Origin of the sequence: Mesorhizobium sp. M0983, assembly GCF_040318975.1 — a bacterium.
Lineage (GTDB): Bacteria > Pseudomonadota > Alphaproteobacteria > Rhizobiales > Rhizobiaceae > Mesorhizobium.
The window spans coordinates 1-21,169 of the sequence record NZ_JAMYNH010000045.1 but is presented as its reverse complement, the minus strand read 5'-3'; the positions used below and the strand labels follow the sequence as shown (position 1 = coordinate 21,169).

The following is a 21,169-nucleotide window of genomic DNA, read 5'->3' as shown; positions in this document are numbered from 1 at the left end:
CCGCTCGGCGAAGAACTCGCTCATTCGCTGATCCCGAGCGACATGTGCGTCGAGGATGCCCGCTATATCCTCGACTATTTCCGACTGTCAGCCGACAAGCGGACCTCCCATCCGGTTGGTGACCGTTCGGTACGCAAAGCAACAGCCTGCCGCCGTGGTTCGTCGTCACGCGACCGAGACCTACACGCGGCGCGCCCTGCCGGTGTCCTCCCCATCGGCAGGGCGCTACATCCAAGCGCTGGACAGAGCGTTTGCGAAGCTTCCGTGTGAGGGGTTTGATAGGAGGAGGTATATCCAGATGGCATGCGTTTCGCCGCTCCGTAGAAGCGCAATTTGTCCATGATCATACGCCCTGGCGGTAGACCTTGCTTCTTCAGAAGTCGCGTCAGCAGCCGCTTGGGCGGCCTTGGTACTGCGGCGTGTCTGGACGATCTGTGGGCAAGCTCGGGCCTAACCAAGCCCTCGTTAAGAAATGCAAATTTCTAACGGCGCACGTCGGTCCGCCGATCGGCTCAGCTATCAATAATGGAGGCGTGACGTGAACAAAATCTATACCGACGCGGGCTCGGCGCTTGATGGTTTGTTGTTCGACTGGATGTTCCTTGCCGCTGGCGGGTTCGGCCTTTGTGGTATACCCGAACTCTTGATCGCGGCAATCCGAAAGGCCTACACCAAGAACCTGACGATTGCATCGAACAATTGCGGCGTCGACGATTTCGGGCTCGGAGTGCTGCTAAAGACGAAGCAGATCAAGAAGATGATCTCGTCCTATGTCGGCGAGAACGCCGAGTTCATGCGCCCAATACCTGAGCGGTGAACTGGAGCTCGAATTCAATCCTCAGGGCACTCTGCCCGAGCGCATGCGCGCAGGGGGCGCTGGCATCGCCGGCTTCTATACCAAGACCGGCGTAGGCACCCTGGTCGCGGAGTGCAAGGAGCACAAAAGCTTCAACGGCGAGACCTATGTGCTTGAAACCGGCATCGTTGCCGACCTGTCAATTGTGAAGGCGTGGAAGGCTGATACCTCCGGCACCTCGTCTTTCGCAAGACAGCACGCAACTTCAACCCGCCGGCCGCGACCTGCGGAAAAGTTTGTGTGGCGGAGGTCGAGGAGATTGTACCTACCGGAAGCCTCGATCCTGATCAGATCCATCTGCCGGGGATCTATGTGCACCGCCTTGTCCAGGGCGAGCACGAGAAACGCATCGAACAACGCACGACCCGCGCGGCAGCTTGAGGGCAGGAGAAACGAATGGCTTGGGACAGGAACCAGATGGCAGCACGGGCTGCGCGCGAACTCGTAGACGGCACCTACGTCAATCTCGGCATCGGCATTCCGACGCTGGTCGCGAATTATATTCCAGAGGGTGTTCAAGACGCTGCAGTCGGAGAACGGCCTGCTTGGCATTGGGCCATTCCCGATGGAGGACGAGATCGACGCCGATCTCATCAATGTCGGAAAGCAGACGGTGACGGCGCTGCCGCATTCTGCCTTTTTCGACTCGGCACAAAGCTTCGCAATGATCCGTGGCGGCAAGATCGCCATGGCAATCCTCGGCGCGATGGAAGTTTCGGAGAGCGGTGACCTCGCCAACTGGATGATCCCCGGCAAGCTCGTCAAAGGCATGGGCGGGGCGATGGACCTGGTCGCTGGGGTCAAGCGTGTGGTCGTGGTCATGGATCACACCAGCAAGACCGGCGAGTCCAAGGTACTGAATGCATGCACCCTGCCGCTGACCGGCCAGCGCGTGGTCGACCGGATCATCACGAACCTTTGTGTGCTCGATATCGTCGAAGGCGGTTTGAAGCTGGTTGAACTCGGCGAGGGCGTCACTGACAGCGAACTGCGCAGCGCAACCGAAGCAACGATCGTCAACTGATCTGCCACGTCCTTTCCCGTGCAGCCCAGTGAAGATCTCGAGATGGAGACCCTTCCGCGTGAAGAGCCGACCAGCTCCCGGATCGCAAAGCCGCCACCAGCCTCCGAAATCCTTGTTGCGCCTGGACTGCTTGCGGCGAGGAACCAATGATCACGCGCTCCAAAAGCATTTCCTCGATAGCACCCGGTCTGCGGAACCAAGTCGTTACGGCTACGCGAAAATCCTCACGCTCGGTTTATGTGACAAGTCCCAGGAAGTCATTTGCCGCGATAGAGGGCGCGCGTTGTCGCTCGGTTCCTATTTCTTTTCCGCCGGATCAGGTTTCGGATTATTGACCCATCTGGCTCCGGTCGGAATTCTGAATCCCTGCTTTGCTCCCTGCCGCAGCATTTCCATGAGAATTCCGGCGGCTGGAGGCATAGGTGTCTGTGGATCATGGACAAGATAGATCTCGCGTTCGACTACCGGACCCACCAACTTTTTTTGGGCAAATTCACAAAACTGCATCATGGGCAGGACAAGGCTAGGTACTGCGGATACGCCTAGATCGGCGGATACGAGGCCCGCAACCGCGCCGACGTCACGAACTTCTGTGACGGTCCCGAGTTGAATTTCGGCAATTTGCAAGGCACGATCCACACACGTGCGAATGCTGCTCAATGGATCGAATGCGACGAAGTCTTCCCCAGCCAAGTCGTTCCAGGACACCGTTTCCTTGTCTGCAAACCTGTGAGATTTCGAGCAGATGCACATCAGACTATCCGCGGCGATCCGTTCGCAAACCAGCCGTCCTTTCGCCTTTGGGAAGGAAGTGATTCCAAAATCGACGTGTCCATCGGACACGTAACGAACAACCTCCTCCGCGAAACCATCCTTTACCGATATTCTAACGTTGGGCCTGTCTTTCCGGAATTCGGAAATGACCATCGGCAGCATGATGGACGCTACCGAAGAAAGTGCCGCTAGGCTCACGACCCCGTTCAGTCCGCTATGGTAAAGCTGGAACCGTGACATCGCGCTGTCGAATTCCTCGAGAACGCGGCGCGCATTCATCAATAGCTGTTCGCCGGATGCTGTAGGGACGACCCGCCTTGTAGTGCGCTCGAAAAGACGGGTTTTCAGTTCCTCCTCAACCTCGACGATCGTTCGGCTTAAAGCCGATTGGGCAATGTTCAGGGAGCGGGCCGCGGCGGTATATCCGCCGCGCTCCGCGATCGCAACGAACGCCCGCAAATGCCTGAGAGTGATATTATTGCTCATTCGCGATCGATCTATACTCAAAACATGTTGGACGCGCAATAGTTTTGCGGCGAATGTATCGGGGTCAGCGTCCTGAGAGATTGTCCATGAACGAAGTCGTTACGAAGCAAGAAGACCAAGCGTTTCACATTATCTTCAACAGACCCGAACGGATGAATGCGGTTAACGAAGGCCTTTATCAACAGACGTTGGATGCCCTGAATTGTGCAGACAACGACCCTAAGGTCCGGTGCGTGATCCTGTCCGGAAACGGACGGGCTTTCTGTGCCGGTGCTGATTTGAAGGCCCACAAATCCGGCGAACGGACGCCCGATGAGCGCGAGGCCTATATTATGCTCGGGCAGAGCGTGTGCGAGCGGATTCAGATGATGAAGACGCCCGTAATTGCCGAGGTGCACGGCTATGCCCTAGGTGGCGGCGCGGAAATCGCGACCTCGGCTGATTTTCTTGTCATATCGGAGGATGCCCAACTCGGATTTCCCGAAATTGCCATCGGAACCTATGTGGGGGGAGGGGTGACGCTCCGCCTTCCCATGCTTATCGGGTTGCGGAATGCCGCGAAACTCTTGCTGCTGGGCGATAGGATAACGGGCGCGAAATGCCTGGAGATTGGCCTCGCTACCGAGGCTCCGCCAGCGCATCAGTTGAAGGAGCGCACGGCCGCGTTGGTGGAGCGGATCGTCAGGAACGCACCGTTACCAATGGCTCGTCTCAAGGCGGCAATCAATTTCCCACCAAGTCCCGACAGCCTTTTTCGGACCGAGGCCGAAGACCTGCTAGCGATCATGGAAACCAGCGATTGGGCAGAAGGGGTCGCCGCCTTCGCGGAACGCCGCTCGCCCCGTTTCGAAGGAAGGTAGAAATGACCGTGGGGCACCACAATGAAGCAACGGCCTCGAGCCGGGTACTCGGCTACGGCGAGCCGGATTTACCGGCTCCCGCACACCGCCATAACGAGGCAACAGCCTTGAGCCGCGTACTGGAGCCGCGTTCCGTCGCGATCATCGGCGCTTCGGCCAATCCTGATAAGCGCGGCTATCAGATCATCAAAGCTCTCAAGAAAGCCGGCTATAACTATCCTATCTTCCCCGTAAATCCGAGAGGAGGCGCGATCCTCGATTTGCCGGTCTATCCTGGCATCGACGTCCTGCCACACGCCGTAGATATTGCGGTAATCGTTCGACCGGCGGAGGAAGTCCCCGATATCCTCATTCAGTGTGGCAAAAAAGGCATCGCCGGGGCTGTGGTACTCGCGCACGGTTTCCGTGAGCGAGGAGACAAGGGGGCTGACGCTGAACAACGCTTGCGAGACGCTCTGGATATAAGCGGCGTCCGCATTATCGGACCGAACACATCGGGAATGCTGAACTGCACAGTACGGGCGGACTTTATTGGACTTCCGGAGTTACCTCCAAGCGGGCCGGTCAGCGTTCTGGCGCAGAGCGGGAACATGATCCTTTCAGTCGTCGAAGACAGCCGAACGATAAATGGTCCCAGTTTCGATATTATTGCGGGTCTCGGTAATCAAACTGACATCGGTTATGGTGAGTTGATCGAGGAGCTTAGCAAGCGCAAGACCACTCGGTCCGTTGCCATCTACAGTGAAGGCTTGTTGGATGGTCGAGGGTTTTTGGACGCGGCCGATCGAGTAGCGCAGAGCTGCCCTATCGTGATGCTGCGCGGTGGACGATCCGTAGAGGGTCGTAAGGCGGCGCTATCCCATACCGGTTCGATCGCCGGTGCCGATGATATTGCCATCAAGGTGTTAGCCCAAAAGGGCGTGATCCTCGTTGATCGCTCGGATGAGCTGTTGCCCATTGCTGCGCTCCTTGCAACCAGCCCACTTCCTAAGCCAAAAACGGGCATCGCGGTTCTGACCGACGGCGGCGGACACGCAACACTCGCCGTGGATGCGCTTTCACGGGCTGGCGCGCCGATTGCGTCTCTGTCGGAAGACACCAAGGCCAGGCTGAGAAGGGTCCTCGGTGATGAGGCAAAGGTGGAGAACCCTGTTGACGTGGCAAGTGCCGCGGATGCCTATCCCGACGTTTTCCCCGAATGTATCGAAATTTTGGCGTCAGACCCGCAGGTAGGGCTCGTTCTGACAAACGGCTTATTTGGAGCGTACCATATAAGGTTCGATGCGTCTTTATTGAAAGCTGAGAACGCGGCGGCCGAGCGGATCGTGGCTTTGCATAAGGACACCGGCCTGCCCTTGGTTTTTCATAGCTGCTATGCTGATCGCAAACCGGAGAATCACGACATCTTACGAAAGGGTGACATCCAGGTTTTCCCATCAATAGAGTGGGCCGCGACCGGCTCCAAGGCCCTGTATGCAAGGGCGACTTGGCTTTCAAAACAGGATAGTCATGTCGCAAAGCTGATCCCGGAGGCCAAGACCGTTTTCGTTCCCGGCGGGCTATCGGCAGAAACGGCGGCCCGCGGGATTTTGGAGAAACTCGGCGTCGATACTGGTAAATGGTTGTCGGCAAGTGATGCCAATTCCGTAGAGGCAGCTATCTCGACGTTCGCCAGTCCGTGTGCGGTAAAGCTCGATTCCGCCCATGTCGTGCACAAATCCGATGTCGGCGGCGTCCGGCTAGGGGTGACGCGAGAGACGGGGCGCGAGGCTGTGGAAGACATCGGGAGGGCGATGACAAGCCACACGCCTCCACTGCAAAAGTATGGTTTCATCGTCACACCGATGGTGGATCGCGGTGCGGAATTGTTCGTGGGTGCTACCGACGATCCTGTTTTCGGTCCGGTGGTCTTGTTCGGCTCAGGGGGCGTGCTTGTTGAAGCGGCCAAAGACGTGAGTTTTCGCGCGGCACCAGTTTCTCCCGAGGAAGCTTTGAACATGATCGAGGAAACGCGTGTTGCGAAGATTCTCGATGGTTTCAGGCACTTTCCGAGAGTCGACAAGCGATCTCTCGCCAACTTCATCTCGTCCCTGTCCATGGCGGTCTTGAGAATGGAAAATCTTGCGGAACTCGACATCAACCCGATTATCGCCAACGAAAGCGGTATCTATCCGGTCGATGTGAGGTTGGTTGGAAAATAATAGCGGCCAGGCACGCAGGCGATCCTTTGGTTGCCGAAGATAGATCGTTTTATTCAGCCAAAGGCCTAGCCGATGGGCGAATTCGTTCGCATTTTCGAGATGTCGGCACGCGACGGGCTCCAAAACGAGGGGCGCCTCGTGCCGACTGCTGAAAAGATTCGACTTGTTGACATGCTGTCGGACTGCGGCTTTGGAAAACTTGAGGCGACTTCATTCGTGTCGCCGAAGTGGGTGCCGCAGATGGCCGACGCTGCGGGGGTTATGGCCGGTATTCGCCGTGCGCCCGGCGTCGTCTACGCGGTGCTGGTTCCCAACTTGAAGGGCTACGAGGCGGCGCGAGCGGCTAATGCTGACGAGATCGCCGTGTTCGCGTCGGCCTCCGAAACCTTCAGCAATGAGAACATTAACTGCTCGATTGCCGAGAGCCTCGAGCGGTTCCGCCCCGTGCTGGCTGCGGCTGCCGCCGACGGCACACCGGTGCGGGGCTATGTCTCCTGCGTCACCGACTGTCCTTACGAAGGGCCGGTACCACCGGCTGCCGCCATGAGGGTTGCAGCCGAACTCCTTGCGATGGGCTGCTATGAGATTTCGCTTGGCGACACAATCGGGCAAGGGACCCCTGCCACCGTCGCGGCCATGCTCGATGCCGTGTTGGAAGAGGTGCCGGCCGAGAGGCTTGCCGGACATTACCACGACACGGGGGGGCGCGCCCTCGATAACATCCTGGCAAGCTTGGAGAAGGGCTTGCGCACCTTTGACGCCGCGGTCGGTGGCCTTGGTGGCTGCCCTTTCGCCCCTGGCGCGAAAGGCAATGTCGACACCCGCGCCGTCGCCGCAAAGCTAGCCGACAGGGGCTATGAGACGGGCCTCCATATAGAGCGACTGGAGGAGGCGGCCCGCTTTGCGGACAGCCTGAGAGAGGAGCGGCCATGAACTTCGAGACCATCCGTGTCACGACTGACGAGATCGGCGTCTCTACGTTGACTCTCGCCCGCCCGGACAAGCACAACGCCATGTCGGGACAGATGGTCGCCGAACTTGCGGCGGCCGCCGAACTGCTCGCCAATGACGACAAGGTGCGAGCGGTGGTGCTGACGGGCGAAGGCGACAGCTTCTGTGCCGGCGCCGATCTCGCTTGGATGCGGGGGCAGGCCTCCGCCGCGCGTGACGAGCGGATCGCCGAGGCCAGGAAGCTGGCGCTGGCTCTTCGCGCGCTCAACGAACTGCCCAAGCCGCTGATCGGCCGTATCAACGGCCAAGCATTCGGCGGCGGTCTAGGCCTGATAAGCGTCTGCGACGTGGCGGTCGCCGTCGACACCGCGAAGTTCGGGTTCACCGAGGCCCGGCTCGGCCTCATCCCTGCGACGATCTCCCCTTATGTGCTTGCTCGGATGGGAGAGGGCCGGGCGCGCCGGGTCTTCATGTCAGGCAGGATATTCGACGCCAATGAAGCCCGCGAACTCGGACTGCTTTCCAACGCTGTGTCGCCGGCCGACCTAGAGGCGGCGGTCGAGGCCGAGGTCCGCCCCTATCGCTCGGCCTCGCCGCAGGCCGTCGCCGCCGCCAAGGCGCTTGCGCGCCACCTCGGATCCGCTATCGACCACGCGGTGATCGGCGAGACGGTCGCGATGCTGGCCGATGCGTGGGAAACGATCGACGCTGCCGAAGGAACCGCGGCCTTCTTCGATCACCGCAGGCCGCGTTGGCAGGCGTGACTGGTCCGAGCCGTCGTTGGTCGTCATTCGAACAGGCACTAGCGACGAGTTGCCAACACGGACCGGCGAATTTCCGTGGATGTGTCGCAAACCTTTCGGTAACTTGACTGGGGCATGACAGCTCTTCGATTTTCAGGGAGCGCTCAACGTTCAAAAGCAGGCACTTCGATCGATCCGTGATCCTTCAGTGCGTGCCGTGGTATCTGGCCTGCAATCTGAGCTTGCGTGATCTGGAAGAGACGATGGCCGAGCGAGGCCTGAACGTCGACCACTCCACCGTGCATCGTTGGGTCGAGCGTTTCAACAAACAAGCGGACCGTCACCGGCAAGTGGCATATGGACGAGACCTATATCAAGGTTCGCGGCCGTCGGATGTACCTTTACCGCGCCATCGACAGCGTCGGCGACACGCTCGAATTCTTCTTCAGCGAACACCATGATCTTCCGGCGGCCAAACGCTTCCTGCGCAAGGCGCTTGCCCACCATGGACGCCCGAACCGCATCGTAGTCGACGGCAGTCAGACCAACGTGAGGCAATCATTTCCTGCGATACTGAAAGCCGTCTGCGGGAGCGATCGCTCAAACCACCGACCCATATCCGCAAGAGCCAATACCTCAACAACCGGATCGAACAGGATCACTTTCGCATCAAGCGCCGCGTTCGATCCATGCAAGTCTATAAAGAATGCCCAGATCACCCTCTCCGGCATCGAGCTGGTCCACATGATGCGAAAGCGACAGACGAGGTTCGCCTACAATCCGAGTCCGTCAATTGCCGAGCAATTCGAAATGCTCACCGCCTGATCAATGCTCCCAGGCGACCCTCTTCCCGTCCACGCCAATGTTCGGCGACGATTTCCTTTTACTTGGCGGTACGTGCGCTGGTGCGGCGAGGTAAGGCCAACAGATTGTTCCTATTCGCCAATGGGCGGAAAGGACGTTATCGACCAGCCGATTAAGTCGACGGCATGCTGGAGTATCGCCTTAGTCCGATCATGGCTGGGTGAAGCAGCGATGACATATCCCATTCGGTCTCGGTAATCGCGCTTCCTGACGATCGGCGTCTTGGGTCCAACATACAATTTGACCTCGGTGACACCTGGTAGAGCAGCCGCCTGACTTTGGCCACCGATCCAATCGAGAGTGCCGTCGCGATCAGGAACTAGGAACCGCACGGCCGCAGTTTCTGAATGCCTTTTGCGTAAGTTCCATTCATCACCGATCACAAGTTTGATGTGCTCGGTGATGAGATCGACACCGTAAGCCAGCTGAACTAGCTGAGGAACGCCTCCGCCAGCAAGACGCGGATTGAATTCAATGACGACTGGGCCACGGCTGGTCCATCGGAGTTCAACATTCGTTGGTCCCCAGCCAAGCCCGAGAGCGCGCAGACAGCTCAGCGAAATATCCGCGATACGCTCATTCTCGTCATCGGTCAGCACTGCCGGATAGGTAAGCTCACGATAGACGAAATGCGGGAGGCGGTCGAATTCAAGGACGCCAATCGCGATGATCTCACTTCCCATTATGTCAATGTTATAGTGGGGGCCTTGTGCGAATTCTTCGACCAGTATCCTCGGCGAAGACTGCCATATGTGCTTCCCGCCCAACAGATAAGTCGTATGTTCGGCTAACTCATCGAAGTTGCGGCAGAGTCGGACACCTATACTACCGGAGCCTACGGCCGGCTTAAGAACCACCGGCAGACCGATGTCCGCGGCAGCGCTTTCAACCTCTGTAGCATCTGCTGCCAAGCGATAAGCAGGTACTGGAACGCCGGCCTTGGCGAGGAGTTGACGTTGAGTGAACTTGTCGCAGCATCGTTCAGTGGATGCCGGGTCCGGGCCTGGTAGATCGAAATTGCGGCAGAGCTTGCCAACTGTCGCATAAACCGTCTCCAAGGGGCTCGTTATGCCAGCAACGTCATACGTCGCACGCAGCCGCGAACATTCGCGGATCAGCGCATCAAGATTGTCTGTATCGACACGAATTGCTTCGATACCTTCCGCCGCAACATAATCGTACTTGGTTGGATCAGTCGCCAGGGTAATTGGATGAAGGCCAAGACGTCGGGCCGCTTGGACATATTGCAGACCCATACGCATTGTAGCGATGCCTTCGATCAGGATGAGCGCCCTTGCTGCCATTAGCTGTTGACCCTTCGTTGCGTGCTGTGCATCGGTCTGAGTGCAAATCGGCATAGCTTTTTTAGCCGGGCCTGACCTCAGATCTGCAGTGAAGGTATCACAGTCAGTGATTGCGTTTGCAAAGATACTGCAAATTTACTTGAAGGTATTGTTGCAACGTCAGAAAGGGGCTCACGGAGGATTGGCGAGCTTCTGGTCACGCGGCGCGACTGGGAACTGCTTGGCCAGGAGGGATTTCGGGCGCACCTCGCCGTCGGGCCTCTGTGGCGAGAAAGCCCGCCGCCACCCGCAGTCTCAGCCGTCGGTTCATGTGACTAAGGCCAAATCGGATTTGGCGCCAGTTGGAGTGGGTCTGCTGTATGCGCACGGTTTGCGCACTCCAGGGTATGAAGGGTTTGAAGTCCAATCTTGTTGCTACCGGGGGGCCAACACCCACTCCGGTTCCACTCGCCTGGATCTTTGTCTAGGACGAGGTCTGGACGAGGTATGACATGGCTCACCGCAATTGTCTGACCGTAGGCGCGCTTTGCATCGCGATGGCTTTCGCCTATTTCTACGCACCGACGCTGGCTCGGCGGACGGCCAGGCGATGGTCCTGCCATCCGATCCGATGCCGCTGGTCGCGATGACCGGCTCCGGATCGCCGATACTTCCGAGGAGCGCGAGGCCGTGCTGATGTTCGGCGACGACATGGCCGACGATCACGGCATGCTGTTCGTGTTCGAGGGCCCGGCGAGGTGAATTTCTGGATGAAGAACACGCGCCGATGCCGCTCGATCTGGTCTTCGTCGGCCAGGACGGCAGGATCAAGGCCATCAAGCGCGGCGAACCGGAATCGGAGGCGATCATCTCGCCCGGACAGCCGGTAAGCTTCGTGCTCGAGCTAAAGGCAGGAACGGCCGCCAAGGACGGTCTCAAAGACGGCGACCTCTTGCGCCATCCTGCAATCGCCGGGGCACCGGTTCCAACTGACCGCGACGGCACCGATGCAATATTTTTCCCACGACGGGTTCGAACTCGCTTACCTCGACTGCCGGCCGGCGTCAGGGGAGGGCGATCCGGTGCTGATGATCCACGGCTTCGCCTCCAGCCACTACGTGAATTGGCTCTCGCCCGGGTGGTTCAAGACGCTGAACGATGCCTGGTACCGCGCCATCGCCTTCGACAATCGCGGCCACGGCTCGTCGACGAAAAGCTACGAGGAGGGCGACTACACACCGGCCAAGATGGCTTCGGACGCTGCCGTGCTACTCGATCATCTCGGCGTCGAACGCGCCCATGTCATGGGTTATTCCATGGGCGCGCGGGTATCCGCATTCATGGCGTTATCCAACCCGTACAAGGGGGCGACGCTGGTGTTCGGCGGCCTCGGCATCGGCCTTGTCGACGGCGCCGGCGGTTGGAATCCGATCGCCGATGCGCTTCTGACCGAGGATCCGGGTACGATCAGCCATGCGCGCGGCCGCTCGTTTCGCGCCTTCGCCGACCAGGCGCGCAGCGACCGCCGGGCACTTGCCGTCTGCATCGTCGGCTCGCGCGCGTCGATGAGCAATGACGATGTCGCGCGCATTGCGCAGCCGACCTTAATTGCCGTCGGGACCAAGGACGACATCGCCGGCTCGCCCGACGAACTGGCCGCCCTGATGCCCAACGCAAAAGCTTTTCACATCGAGGGTCGCGACCGCATGCTCGCCGTCGGCGACAAGAGCTTCAAGCAGCGCGTGCTGGAGTTCGGGCGAGCGGCTGGGAAAGGCGGCGAACTCCCGCACCTGGCGGATATAGTCGCGCTTTGTGTGCTCGCCGAACTGGCGGATCGTCATGTCCTCGATCATCCGCTGACGCAGCGGGTTGCCGGCAGGACGATCATTGCTCTGATCAGTCATGGGGGCTCTCCTGGTTAGAGGGAAACCCCACGATGTTCAGGCAGGAGACGCAGCTCCGACAACAGAATGGCGGCGCAAGCGATGCCGCCGCGCCCTACCGCGCGAGCGGTTTAGTTGTGTGCCCAGCATGTTCAACCGCTTGGGGGTGAAAGTCCCTTAGCCAACCTGATGGAGGTGAAGGCTTAGCAAAGCGCAAGGGCATTACCGCGAGGTGGTGTCTGAAGGAAGCGTGGAGCAAAACCGCGACCTGACGAACAGAAACCGGATATGAGGCATCCCTGGCCGGACGAGCGGCAACGTGTCAGTCCATATCCATCAAGGGGCAGGGCTGTAGATCCGGCAGGTGCGCGGGGAAGGCGGATTGAACTTACCTGGGTGTCGGGCGACATGCACAATTGACCCCCTAACGACACAAAGAACTGACCCCTCTCTTTTGAGAGGACCCATAGATGGCGATCGAGATTTCGATGACACCTGCATTGTCGAGAACGATGCAGGGAGAGGCGATGCTGCAGGCGGAGGAAGTGATGTCGATGGTGCGCCTGCATCAATGTGGCTGGGGCGCGAAGCGGATCGCCAAGGAATTCGGTTGCGCGCGCAATACGGTTCGTCGCTACCTTCGCGAGGGTGGTGTCATTACGTATCGAGGCCGGCCGCGCGTGTCGGCGCTCGACGGGCTCGATGACTGGTAGCGGGAACGCTTCTTCCGGCATGAGGGCAACGCGGACGTCATTCGCCAGGAACTGGCGGGTGAACGTGGGATCATTATAAGCCTGCGCTCGGTAGAACGCCGGCTGCAGCATTGGCGTCGGGAGCTGAAGGCGCAGAAGCGAGCGACGGTGCGCTTCGAGACAGCGCCGGGTCATCAGATCCAGATCGACTTCGGCGACACGCGGGTATGGATCGGCGGCGAGCGGGTGCGGATCCATGTGTTTGTCGGAACGCTTGGCTATTCGCGCCGGATGCATATCCGGGCCTCGCAGCGTCAGTCCAGGCAGACTGGTTCGAAGGAATGGAAGGCGCTTTCCTGCGGTTCGGGGGCGTTCCAGGGGAAGTCCTGATCGACAATGCGAAGGCGCTGGTCGAACACCATGACGCGGTGACGCGCGAGGTGAGATTCAACGCGCGGCTGCACGCCTTCGCTCGTTATTGGGGCTTCACGCCGCGGGCCTGTGCTCCCTATCGGGCACGTACGAAAGGAAAGGACGAACGCGGAGCCGGCTATGTCAAGAAGAACGTGATCGCCGGGCGCCGGTTCGAGAGCTGGGCGGCGTTCGAGGCGCATCTGGACCGGTGGACGCGCGAGGTTGCCGATCACCGTGAACACGGCACGACCGGTGTCGCGCCGGTGGAACGCTTTGCCGCTGAAGCTCGTGCGCTACGCCCGCTGGCCGGCCGTGCCCCGTTCGACAGTTGCGGGATCTGGTCCGCAAGGTCCAGGCCGACTGCGCAATCGATCTCGACACGAACAGCTACTCGGTACCCTGGCGCCTGATTGGCGAGAGCGACCAGGTCGTGGTTCTGGCCGGCCGCGTGATCATCCGTCATGCGGGCCAGGTCGTCGCAGACCACGCCCTCTGCCGGGGGAGACGACAACGGATCGTGGATCGGGCGCATTTTGTTGGCGTTGCCGGCTTTGACGGGCCGGTGCGCGCAGATCCCATTGAGATCGCGCCGGCCTTGCTGCGGCCGCTCGCGGAATACGAGGCGGTTGTCGGAGGGGCTTGGTGATGACGACCGTGGATCATGACATGCTCATCGCAACGCTCGATCGACTGAAGCTGACGGCGATCCGCGATCAGCTCGACACGTTGCTGGACGAAGCTGCTCGCTCAAAGATGACATTACGGGAAGCCCGGAGCTTCCTTGTGTCACGCGAGATCGCCCCGCGCGACGAGCGGCGCATCTCCATGTCGAGCAAGATCGCCCAGTTCCCTTTCGTGCGCGAACTGACCGGCTTCGACTACGAGGCGCAGCCTTCACTGGATCAGGAGCAGATCAGGGAACTGGCGACCTGTCGCTGGATCGCGCACGGCGACACGCTTTTGTTTCTCGGCCCACCCGGCACGGGCAAGACGCATCTGGCCGTGGCCCTCGGCCGCGAGGCGATCCGCCAGAATTACAACGTGCAGTTCATCACGGCGGCCACACTGGTGGCGATGTTGGCCAAGGCTCATGCCGACGGCTCGCTCGACAAGCAGTTGACGACCTTGTCACGGCCGAAATTATTGATCATCGACGAACTGGGCTATTTGCCCTTCGAGGCCAACGCCGCCCACCTGTTCTTCCAGCTTGTGTCGCGGCGTTACGAGAAGGGATCCTCCAATCGCTCCGTGGGCGAATGGGGGAGCGTTTTTGGCGATCCCGTTGTGGCCACGGCGATCCTGGACCGCCTGCTGCACCACTCCACGGTGATTACCATCCGCGGCGACAGCTACCGTCTCCGCGAAAAGCGCCGCTCCGGCCTTCTGCAGAAAACCGGACCGGCATCCGAAACCAACGAAACCGCAAACCAATGAAGGGGTCAGTTCCTCGTGTCGGCAAAGGGGTCAATTCCTCGTGTCGCTTGACACTGGGGAGGCCTGCGTCATGTTCCGAAATTTGGAACTGAGGGAACCGCAAGGTGACCTGACCGTGATGCAGGAGTCAGCAGAGGGCGTAGTAGGTGATGCTGTCGGCAAGGCTAGTGAGGCACTCCAAGGCTGAAAGGCGGAGCAAACGGATAGGCCGAGCCGGAAACGATGACCGAAGGCCCGAACGATTGGAAGTGGCAAATAGGACTGGCAACTCATGCGTGGAAAGCGGCAGAAGACCCAGTATTCACTGGCCCTGGAACCGAGGGACCGGGGTGAAGCCCCTGTCAGCGGTCACCCAGCGGCCGAACCACTCGTGGCGAAGTCGGCACCCGAAAGCCCGGCTTGGACAGAACAGTTAATGGAGACGGTATGTAGCCGAGAGAATCTGGAAACAGCGTGGAAACGCGTTCGAAGCAACAAGGGCGGTCCAGGCGTGGATGGGATGACCATCGACGACGCCAAGGGCTACCTGCGTGAGCACTGGCCAAGCATTCGGTCTCGATTGCTCGAAGGAACCTACCAGCCGCAGCCGGTCAAGCGGGTCGAAATCCCCAAGCCGGACGGCGGGGTCAGAAAACTCGGCGTGCCTTGCGTCGTCGACAGGCTGATCCAGCAAGCCCTGCTGCAGGTTCTCCAGGAGCAGTGGGACCCGACGTTCTCGGAGCACAGCTACGGCTTCCGCCCGGGACGCTCCGCCCATCAGGCAGTAGCCCAAGCGCAATGCTACATTGCCGAGGGTTACAGCTACGTAGTTGACCTCGACCTCGAAAGATTCTTCGACCGGGTTAATCATGATAGCCTGATGGCGCGCGTTGCCGCGAGGGTGTCCGACAAGCGTGTGCTCAAACTCATCCGGGCATTCCTCAATGCCGGGGTGATGGAGGACGGCTTGGTTCGTCCGGTGGACGAAGGGATCCCGCAAGGCGGTCCGCTCTCGCCCCTCCTAAGCAACCTCCTGCTCGACGATCTCGACAACCAACTGACCCGACGGGGTCACCGCTTCTGCCGATACGCGGACGACTGCAACATCTATATTCGCAGCTGCCGCGCCGGCGAACGGGTCATGGCTTCCGTCAGCCGGCTCCTGACCACGAAGCTGCGGCTGAAGGTCAACGAGGCGAAGAGCGCGGTGGCGCGACCGGAGGAGCGGAAGTTCCTTGGCTTCAGCATCGCGAATGACGGGAGCAAGCGGCGCATCGCGCCAAAAGCTCTCGATAAATTCAAGACGCTGATCCGGGACATGACACGCCGGACGCGGGGGATCAGTCTGCCGCAGCTGATCAAGGAGCTGAAGCCATACCTCATCGGTTGGCGCGGTTACTTCGGCTTCTGCCAGACCCCACGAGTGCTTACGAACTTGGAAGCGTGGATCCGCCGAAGACTACGTTTGTATCTTTGGCGGCAATGGGGAAACGGGCACAACCGCTTCAAGGAACTGCGCCGTTGTGGCGTTCCAAAGTTCGGAGCCGCGGTTGCCGCCGGTTCGCCGACGGGATTCTGGCGCATGTCAGGACACCCGGCGGTGCGGGAAGGCCGACGAACTCGGCATTTCGTTCTCAGTCTGATCGAGCGAAACCAGAGACCGCTCACCGCTCAGCTTCTGATTAGGTTTGTCAGTTCGCTGGAAGAGGAACTTCATTCAGCAAGTGAGCTTGACGAGATTTTTTGCTGGCCCGATCTACCATCGGACTCCAGTGCCGCGAAGAGAAATCAGGTCCGGCCTACGTCGGGCGCGTTGTTGGATTTCGCCATGTTCTTCTTCCATCAAGGAGTTGGTGGCGCGCAACACTGGGACGTACTTCTATCTTCCGAAGCTGGAAATCAGTTGGCGCGCTGTGGAACGGCACCTCCGTGATCGGGCCTCGAGGCCGCTATTCACGTCGGCCAGCACCGGGACGGTGGTGCCATGCCCCGTGGATCCGCCCGGGGCCAACACGTGCGCCTTGATCAGTCCGTACAGCGGCGTCAGGGGTCTGTTGATTGTCAAGCAGGGTCGTATAACAGCTTTATTCTTTGCGACGACGGAAAAGTCACCTCGCAGTTGAGGTTATTTCGATTGCGACCCGTAGAAGCACCTTACTATAGTCGATGCAACATTCAGCCGGAGACCTGTCGCTGACATTGTCTTCGAGCAGTTGCCTTCGCAAGAATCTCCGAGTTAGCGAAGCCGGTCGTTTCAAGAGAAAGGAAGCCGGCAATTCTAAGGCCACCGCTTTTTCGTCGCGCACGGGCCGTCGGGCTCATAACCCTCGCACGACGACGACAACGGAACTTGGAAGTGAAACCATTCAAACACGCGCAGCGTGCGCTCGTTGATCAGTTCCACAAACAACCCCCAATTTGAAAAGGCCCGCTGAATGACGCTCTCCTCGATCGCCAATCCCGACCTCGTCACCGTGTTCGACCACAAGCCGCGCTGGAACCAGCCCGACCACCGCCGCCACGGCTGGCACAACTTCCATACCACGGCGCGCTACGCTATGTCGTTGCGCGCCCCGCGCCTCCTGCCGCTTAGGAAGGAGGTCGACTGGACGATCGGCGAACGGCCCGAGGTCGCGCGCTTCCTCGCCATGCCGCATTTCTCGGCCTTTGTGGTGGTGCGCGGCAAGCGTGTCCTTTACGAGGCCTATGCGCCGGATTTCGGGCCCGAGCGTTCGCATGCCATCATGTCAATAACAAAGACGACGCTGAACCTCATGCTCGGCCGCGCGGTGGCCGACGGCTTGGTGAACCTCGACGAGCGGGTATGCACTTATCTGCCCGAGATCGGCACAGGCTATGCGGAGGCGACCGTGCGCGACCTCGCCGACATGAACGTTGCCAACGACTACTGCGAGGATCTCGAGGGTCTCAGCGACTCCTACGCGACGTGGGTTGTCATGGAGCGCCACATCGGATGGCGGTTGCCACCGGAGGGCGAGAAGGAGGGGACAATTCGCTCTTTCCTCTGTGAGATCACCAGCGAAGATGTTGTGAACCGCACCGGGCATGCGCTCTACAAGTCGACCAACAGCGATGTCCTTGGCTGGATCATCGAGCGCGCCAGCGGCCGGGCGTTGCGCGACTGGCTGATCGAGATCGTCGAGGCAGCGGGCATTGAGGGATGCTTCCACATCACCTGCGACCGCGAGGGCGTGCCGCTGGTCGACGGCGGCGCCTGCCTCTCCGCCCGCGATCTCGCGCGCTACGGCCTGCTCTTCGCGCGCAAAGGCGAGGGTGTCGACGGCTGCCGAGTGGGCGATCCCGCCTTTATCGAAGAAACGCCCCGCAATCCCGGCCCTTCCCTAGAGAAACCGCGGGAGTTTATGCGGTATAGCCGCCAAACGTATACCGATGGTACTTTTGTCAGCCACGGCGGCTGGGGCGGCAGTTACATGCTCGCGAACCCCGACACCGGCACCGTCGTCGTCTACTTCGGGGTGCTCGAGAACAACATCGCCTGGGATGCCGACTTTCAGTGTCAGCTGGTGCAGATGATGGCCAGGCTCGCTGCAGAATGATGACTGATCGCCGGCTCGCTTCGGCATTCTGGCGTGTTCGAGGTGTTCGGCTGGTTCTGCCACAACGACTACGTGATTGCCGACAGCAACCACGGCAACAAGATGATCAACGTCGGCAAGCTGGTGGCGGACGACGCCGAATTGGACTATGGGCTTCCGCGGAGTAAGCGCCTCGAGGAAAGGATCTTAAAATGGTTACCGAAGACTCAGTTCACTGATATCGAGAGTGACTGGATTCCTCTAAAGGATGGTGTACGCCTTGCTGCACGCATTGGCTGCCGGCCGCTTCGCGCTCGATGTTGCTTCATCCGCGCCGAAGGGACCGGATGGCATTGCTGTCGGCACCTACAAGCTCTTCGCGGGCATGATCGAGTTCCGCCTGTCGCGCCATCTCAGCCGAACTCTCACCGTCACCAATCTGCGCATGGAGCGCATCCTTCGCGGCGCCGGCTGGCCACCTGCGCGGATCGGCGAACCCCACACGATGGGAACACCCGCGCCGTGGCCGGATATGTCGATGTTTCCGCCGACAGCCTGGATGCCGTTCGACGGAACGGCGGTTTTTCATGGCCGGTGCAGTGGGCACCGGTGGCCCGCAGGGTCGCGTGATGTTTGATGATCGCCTCCATGCTGCAGGCGGGCCTGGGTCATGAACCTGGCAGATGGCGCCGCCGCCTACTGGCCGGAGTGGCAGGATAAGAGTTCGTACGGCTACACTGCTCATCTGACCCGCCAAGCCCAGTCGTCAATGCCCACCGCCTGCGGCGCCTCACCGCGCTCTGCGTCAGCCTTGGACGGGGATTGTGACGCGCCGTCCCCACAGGCATAATCGATTTTCGGAAGTTGGGCAGCCTCCATCATGTCATGAATAGAGTGCGGCGCGAAGGGCTGCTGCGATTCAAGAACGGGCTAATCGCTCTGGCCCACGCCGACATCGCCCCCAAAGCACTGCATGCCTCGTCCCCTCTGATTTTTGAAAAGCAGAGCCGCCGTCGGAAAGCTCATGGCCCCTGGATTCGCTTCCCAGACAGTTCCCGGGACAGCCCTGCCATGGGTCGCCTGCCGTTGTGGCTCTCCGGCTACATCTACGTGTAGCGCGCGCCGGTCGGCAGGCCGCCCTCGATCAGCCGTGCGGGCGCCGGAGCTTGAACGACCACGTCCTCACAGGCGCGGCAGCTTCCTGCAGGGTGATGACGCCCCCCTCAGCTCGATAAAGCCCAGTTTGGGGTTGGCCATCGCCGTATCTCGCCGGCGGTCTATCCCGCCGCGCAAAGCTTCAGCGTCGACGCTACCATTTAGCCGCGCCCCACCGATCCCCGCTCGTTCCGTGGCACGAGCGACCCTTTGCACACTGTGGCTTTGAATCGAGGTACATGGGTTCCACGCGTTGGACCGCCTTTAACTCTCTGTCACAACCTCGCGTGCCTGAAAGAGATTGCTACTCCAAGTTCTTCAGCCGTTTACTGCCGCCGGGAAGCGATGACGATTCAGCGATCGATCTCGGCGGCGGCTGAAGCGGTGACGCTGGATCGCCGTCTTCGCTGCAGTGAATCGCTGCGTCAATGCTTGCGCCTTGCACACTGCAAATGTGATTGGTGCCGTCGACCTTTTTGCGTCAGACTAAATCGCGCGCTATCTCCTGCGACCATGACTTGCAGAACACGCGCTTTTCGCCTTCGAAAGCGTCGAAGTCAATCTGTAGCTGGAAAGTTGACTGGGTACAGGTCAAAACTGTCCGTGCCTGCACTGCCGTCTGCCAGGTTCCACGGCCCAACTCGTACCGTTGCGAGATTTCCGTCCGGGCTGTCGTGGGATCGTTTTGAGCGACCGAATAGGTCGTCTGCCTTTTCAGCCCAAGCACTGTGCCGATGGGGTCGAGCCGGACGGAGCCGTTGTCCCGCTTTACTGTGACGGTAACCCTGCTGGGTGGCGCTGGGTCGATGCGAATGGATCGCTCGACGTTGCCCGACTTTAGCACCGTAGTGGGCATTCGCGGAGAACCTTCCGGCGCATCAAAGGCTGGCAGTTCGTCATCACCGGGTTGCCGCGCTCGGATCGGTAGATCTAGACGGCTTGCTTCCGCCTGTATCGTCAGTTTAGCGCGCTCCGGCGCGGGAATTGCTATCGGCCAGTATGCGGTCGATAAAGATAGCCGAATCCGGTGACCCGGCGGAAAGGTATATCCGACCTCGTTCAAGGCGAGGCGGATACGGTGCGATTTTCCAGGCTCCGTCGGCTGCAGGTCTTCGTGGCTGTCGCGATGCGACAGGTTGAGCAGTCCGTAGGTAACCCGCGTGACTTCACCCGTCGGGCTCACATCGGAAAGACGTGCCGCGAGGATAGCCGTTGGCTTCTCGCACGTGATCTCCAATTCCAGGACAGGCGCGCCCAAGATCGGCGTGGCTCCCGTCAGGAGCTCGCTATCTAATACCAAAGAGCCGCTATCGTCCCACCGCTGATCCAGCGGCAGGTCCAGACCAAGCGTACCGAGTCCCCCTAGCGCATAAGGGAACCTCCTGCGCATGGCGCAGTCGCCCGATCCCGAAATCGTCGGCGAAGATCGCTGGCGCGCGGCGTGGATGGGCCGGCTGGAAAATGCCCGGCCGACATTGATTGATTGGGTAACTCATCAACGCCGAGACGCGTTCTGGAAGCAGGGCCCGGTCTGCGAAGATTATGGTGCAATCTATTGCGCGGTTTTCGCCGTCGGTGGATGGGCAGATGGCTATTCCAACGCCGTGTTCCGGCTTCTCTCGAGACTGAAGGGGCCGCGAACGGGCCTGGTCGGCCCTTGGGGCCATACATACCCTCATGACGCTGTTCCCGGTCCCTCCATCGGCTTCCTGCAGGAATGCCTGCGCTGGTGGGATCACTGGCTGAAGGGTAAGGATGCGGGAATCATGCAGGAACCAATGCTGCGTAGCTGGATGATGGATTGGGTAGAGCCTGCGGCTCATTACGATGAGCGGCCTGGGCACTTGGTCGCGGACCCCAGCTGGCCGTCTCCGCATGTGAACTCATCCATCTTCAGGCTGGGGACCGGCGGGACTGTCGGGAATTCTGTGCGCGAGGCCATGATGATGGAAAGGAGAGAATCATCGCATGGCTATTGAGAAGGAACTTCTGGACCAACTGCTTGCCGGCCGC

General features: G+C 60.0%; 15 protein-coding genes and 6 pseudogenes. 17 read left to right on the top strand and 4 right to left on the bottom strand.

The window, feature by feature from the left end:
• Nucleotides 1–270 (top strand): hypothetical protein (locus NKH71_RS32735; protein ID WP_352896442.1); only part of this gene is annotated, 270 nt, incomplete at its 5' end.
• 28 nt (nt 271–298) lie between these two features.
• Here the strand turns inward: NKH71_RS32735 and NKH71_RS32730 are convergent.
• Nucleotides 299–435 (bottom strand): annotated as a pseudogene (locus tag NKH71_RS32730) (IS6 family transposase); the annotation flags it as partial.
• A gap of 103 nt (nt 436–538) precedes the next feature.
• Between NKH71_RS32730 and NKH71_RS32725 the strand changes: the two are divergent.
• Together NKH71_RS32725 and NKH71_RS32720 are read left to right on the top strand one after the other, a co-directional pair.
• A pseudogene (locus tag NKH71_RS32725) lies at nt 539–1,237 on the top strand (CoA transferase subunit A).
• A gap of 15 nt (nt 1,238–1,252) precedes the next feature.
• A pseudogene (locus NKH71_RS32720) lies at nt 1,253–1,880 on the top strand (3-oxoacid CoA-transferase subunit B).
• Between the two features lie 297 nt (nt 1,881–2,177).
• On the opposite strand, the gene NKH71_RS32715 reads toward NKH71_RS32720, so the two are convergent.
• Entirely contained in the window at nt 2,178–3,140 is a 963-nt protein-coding gene (locus NKH71_RS32715; RefSeq protein WP_352896440.1) for a LysR family transcriptional regulator, read from the bottom strand.
• Between the two features lie 86 nt (nt 3,141–3,226).
• Here NKH71_RS32715 and NKH71_RS32710 point away from each other — a divergent pair, with 86 nt between their 5' ends.
• The 5 genes from NKH71_RS32710 (at nt 3,227) to NKH71_RS32690 (ending at nt 8,720) form a co-directional block, all read left to right on the top strand.
• Nucleotides 3,227–4,000: an enoyl-CoA hydratase/isomerase family protein gene (locus NKH71_RS32710; protein WP_352896437.1), complete on the top strand. Its 774-nt coding sequence runs from the start codon at nt 3,227–3,229 to the stop codon at nt 3,998–4,000.
• Between the two features lie 2 nt (nt 4,001–4,002).
• Entirely contained in the window at nt 4,003–6,201 is a 2,199-nt protein-coding gene (locus NKH71_RS32705) for an acetate--CoA ligase family protein (RefSeq protein ID WP_352896435.1), read from the top strand.
• A 72-nt stretch (nt 6,202–6,273) separates the two neighbouring features.
• Nucleotides 6,274–7,134 (top strand): hydroxymethylglutaryl-CoA lyase, encoded by an 861-nt coding sequence (locus NKH71_RS32700; protein WP_352896432.1) that lies wholly within the window; start codon nt 6,274–6,276, stop codon nt 7,132–7,134.
• A complete protein-coding gene (locus tag NKH71_RS32695) occupies nt 7,131–7,916 on the top strand; it encodes a crotonase/enoyl-CoA hydratase family protein (RefSeq protein ID WP_352896430.1) in 786 nt (261 codons plus the stop codon). Before NKH71_RS32700 ends, NKH71_RS32695 begins: the two co-directional genes overlap by 4 nt.
• Nucleotides 7,917–8,252: 336 nt before the next feature.
• On the top strand, nt 8,253–8,720 hold the full coding sequence (locus NKH71_RS32690; protein WP_352896427.1) for a DDE-type integrase/transposase/recombinase: 468 nt from the start codon (nt 8,253–8,255) through the stop codon (nt 8,718–8,720).
• Nucleotides 8,721–8,830: 110 nt separating this feature from the next.
• Here the strand turns inward: NKH71_RS32690 and NKH71_RS32685 are convergent, their stop codons facing one another.
• A complete protein-coding gene (locus NKH71_RS32685; RefSeq protein ID WP_352896424.1) occupies nt 8,831–10,063 on the bottom strand; it encodes an ATP-grasp domain-containing protein in 1,233 nt (410 codons plus the stop codon).
• A gap of 675 nt (nt 10,064–10,738) precedes the next feature.
• Between NKH71_RS32685 and NKH71_RS33620 the strand changes: the two genes are divergently transcribed.
• The 8 genes and pseudogenes from NKH71_RS33620 (at nt 10,739) to NKH71_RS32650 (ending at nt 18,638) form a co-directional block, all read left to right on the top strand.
• Complete coding sequence (locus NKH71_RS33620; protein WP_502900454.1) at nt 10,739–10,804, top strand: hypothetical protein; 66 nt, start codon at nt 10,739–10,741, stop codon at nt 10,802–10,804.
• 25 nt (nt 10,805–10,829) lie between these two features.
• A pseudogene (locus NKH71_RS33615) lies at nt 10,830–10,940 on the top strand (DUF192 domain-containing protein); the annotation flags it as partial.
• 109 nt (nt 10,941–11,049) lie between these two features.
• A pseudogene (locus tag NKH71_RS32675) lies at nt 11,050–11,796 on the top strand (alpha/beta fold hydrolase); the annotation flags it as partial.
• Between the two features lie 599 nt (nt 11,797–12,395).
• Nucleotides 12,396–13,677 (top strand): annotated as a pseudogene (gene istA, locus NKH71_RS32670) (IS21 family transposase).
• On the top strand, nt 13,677–14,465 hold the full coding sequence (gene istB / locus NKH71_RS32665) for an IS21-like element helper ATPase IstB (RefSeq protein WP_352896421.1): 789 nt from the start codon (nt 13,677–13,679) through the stop codon (nt 14,463–14,465). The pseudogene istA and the gene istB overlap by 1 nt, the downstream one beginning before the upstream one ends.
• Before the next feature lie 271 nt (nt 14,466–14,736).
• Nucleotides 14,737–16,377 (top strand): group II intron reverse transcriptase/maturase, encoded by a 1,641-nt coding sequence (gene ltrA, locus NKH71_RS32660; RefSeq protein WP_352896418.1) that lies wholly within the window; start codon nt 14,737–14,739, stop codon nt 16,375–16,377.
• 502 nt (nt 16,378–16,879) lie between these two features.
• Entirely contained in the window at nt 16,880–18,022 is a 1,143-nt protein-coding gene (locus NKH71_RS32655; protein ID WP_352896415.1) for a serine hydrolase domain-containing protein, read from the top strand.
• A gap of 250 nt (nt 18,023–18,272) precedes the next feature.
• A complete protein-coding gene (locus NKH71_RS32650) occupies nt 18,273–18,638 on the top strand; it encodes an acyl-homoserine-lactone synthase (protein WP_352896412.1) in 366 nt (121 codons plus the stop codon).
• A 999-nt stretch (nt 18,639–19,637) separates the two neighbouring features.
• On the opposite strand, the gene NKH71_RS32645 is transcribed toward NKH71_RS32650, so the two are convergent.
• On the bottom strand, nt 19,638–20,546 hold the full coding sequence (locus NKH71_RS32645; protein ID WP_352896409.1) for a CocE/NonD family hydrolase C-terminal non-catalytic domain-containing protein: 909 nt from the start codon (nt 20,544–20,546) through the stop codon (nt 19,638–19,640).
• Between NKH71_RS32645 and NKH71_RS32640 the strand changes: the two genes are divergently transcribed.
• On the top strand, nt 20,545–21,135 hold the full coding sequence (locus NKH71_RS32640; protein WP_352896406.1) for a CocE/NonD family hydrolase: 591 nt from the start codon (nt 20,545–20,547) through the stop codon (nt 21,133–21,135). The genes NKH71_RS32645 and NKH71_RS32640 overlap by 2 nt on opposite strands.
• Nucleotides 21,136–21,169: the final 34 nt, after the last annotated feature.

Bases quoted from the DNA above. Each gene is read 5' to 3' on its own strand.
- NKH71_RS32655 (WP_352896415.1), top strand. From the start codon at position 16,880: ATGACGCTCTCCTCGATCGCCAATCCCGACCTCGTCACCGTGTTCGAC.
- NKH71_RS32700 (WP_352896432.1), top strand. From the start codon at position 6,274: ATGGGCGAATTCGTTCGCATTTTCGAGATGTCGGCACGCGACGGGCTC.
- NKH71_RS32645 (WP_352896409.1), bottom strand. From the start codon at position 20,546: ATGCGCAGGAGGTTCCCTTATGCGCTAGGGGGACTCGGTACGCTTGGT.
- NKH71_RS32710 (WP_352896437.1), top strand. From the start codon at position 3,227: ATGAACGAAGTCGTTACGAAGCAAGAAGACCAAGCGTTTCACATTATC.
- NKH71_RS32705 (WP_352896435.1), top strand. From the start codon at position 4,003: ATGACCGTGGGGCACCACAATGAAGCAACGGCCTCGAGCCGGGTACTC.
- NKH71_RS32685 (WP_352896424.1), bottom strand. From the start codon at position 10,063: ATGGCAGCAAGGGCGCTCATCCTGATCGAAGGCATCGCTACAATGCGT.
- NKH71_RS32690 (WP_352896427.1), top strand. From the start codon at position 8,253: ATGGACGAGACCTATATCAAGGTTCGCGGCCGTCGGATGTACCTTTAC.
- istB (WP_352896421.1), top strand. From the start codon at position 13,677: ATGACGACCGTGGATCATGACATGCTCATCGCAACGCTCGATCGACTG.
- NKH71_RS32715 (WP_352896440.1), bottom strand. From the start codon at position 3,140: ATGAGCAATAATATCACTCTCAGGCATTTGCGGGCGTTCGTTGCGATC.
- NKH71_RS32695 (WP_352896430.1), top strand. From the start codon at position 7,131: ATGAACTTCGAGACCATCCGTGTCACGACTGACGAGATCGGCGTCTCT.
- NKH71_RS32640 (WP_352896406.1), top strand. From the start codon at position 20,545: ATGGCGCAGTCGCCCGATCCCGAAATCGTCGGCGAAGATCGCTGGCGC.
- ltrA (WP_352896418.1), top strand. From the start codon at position 14,737: ATGCGTGGAAAGCGGCAGAAGACCCAGTATTCACTGGCCCTGGAACCG.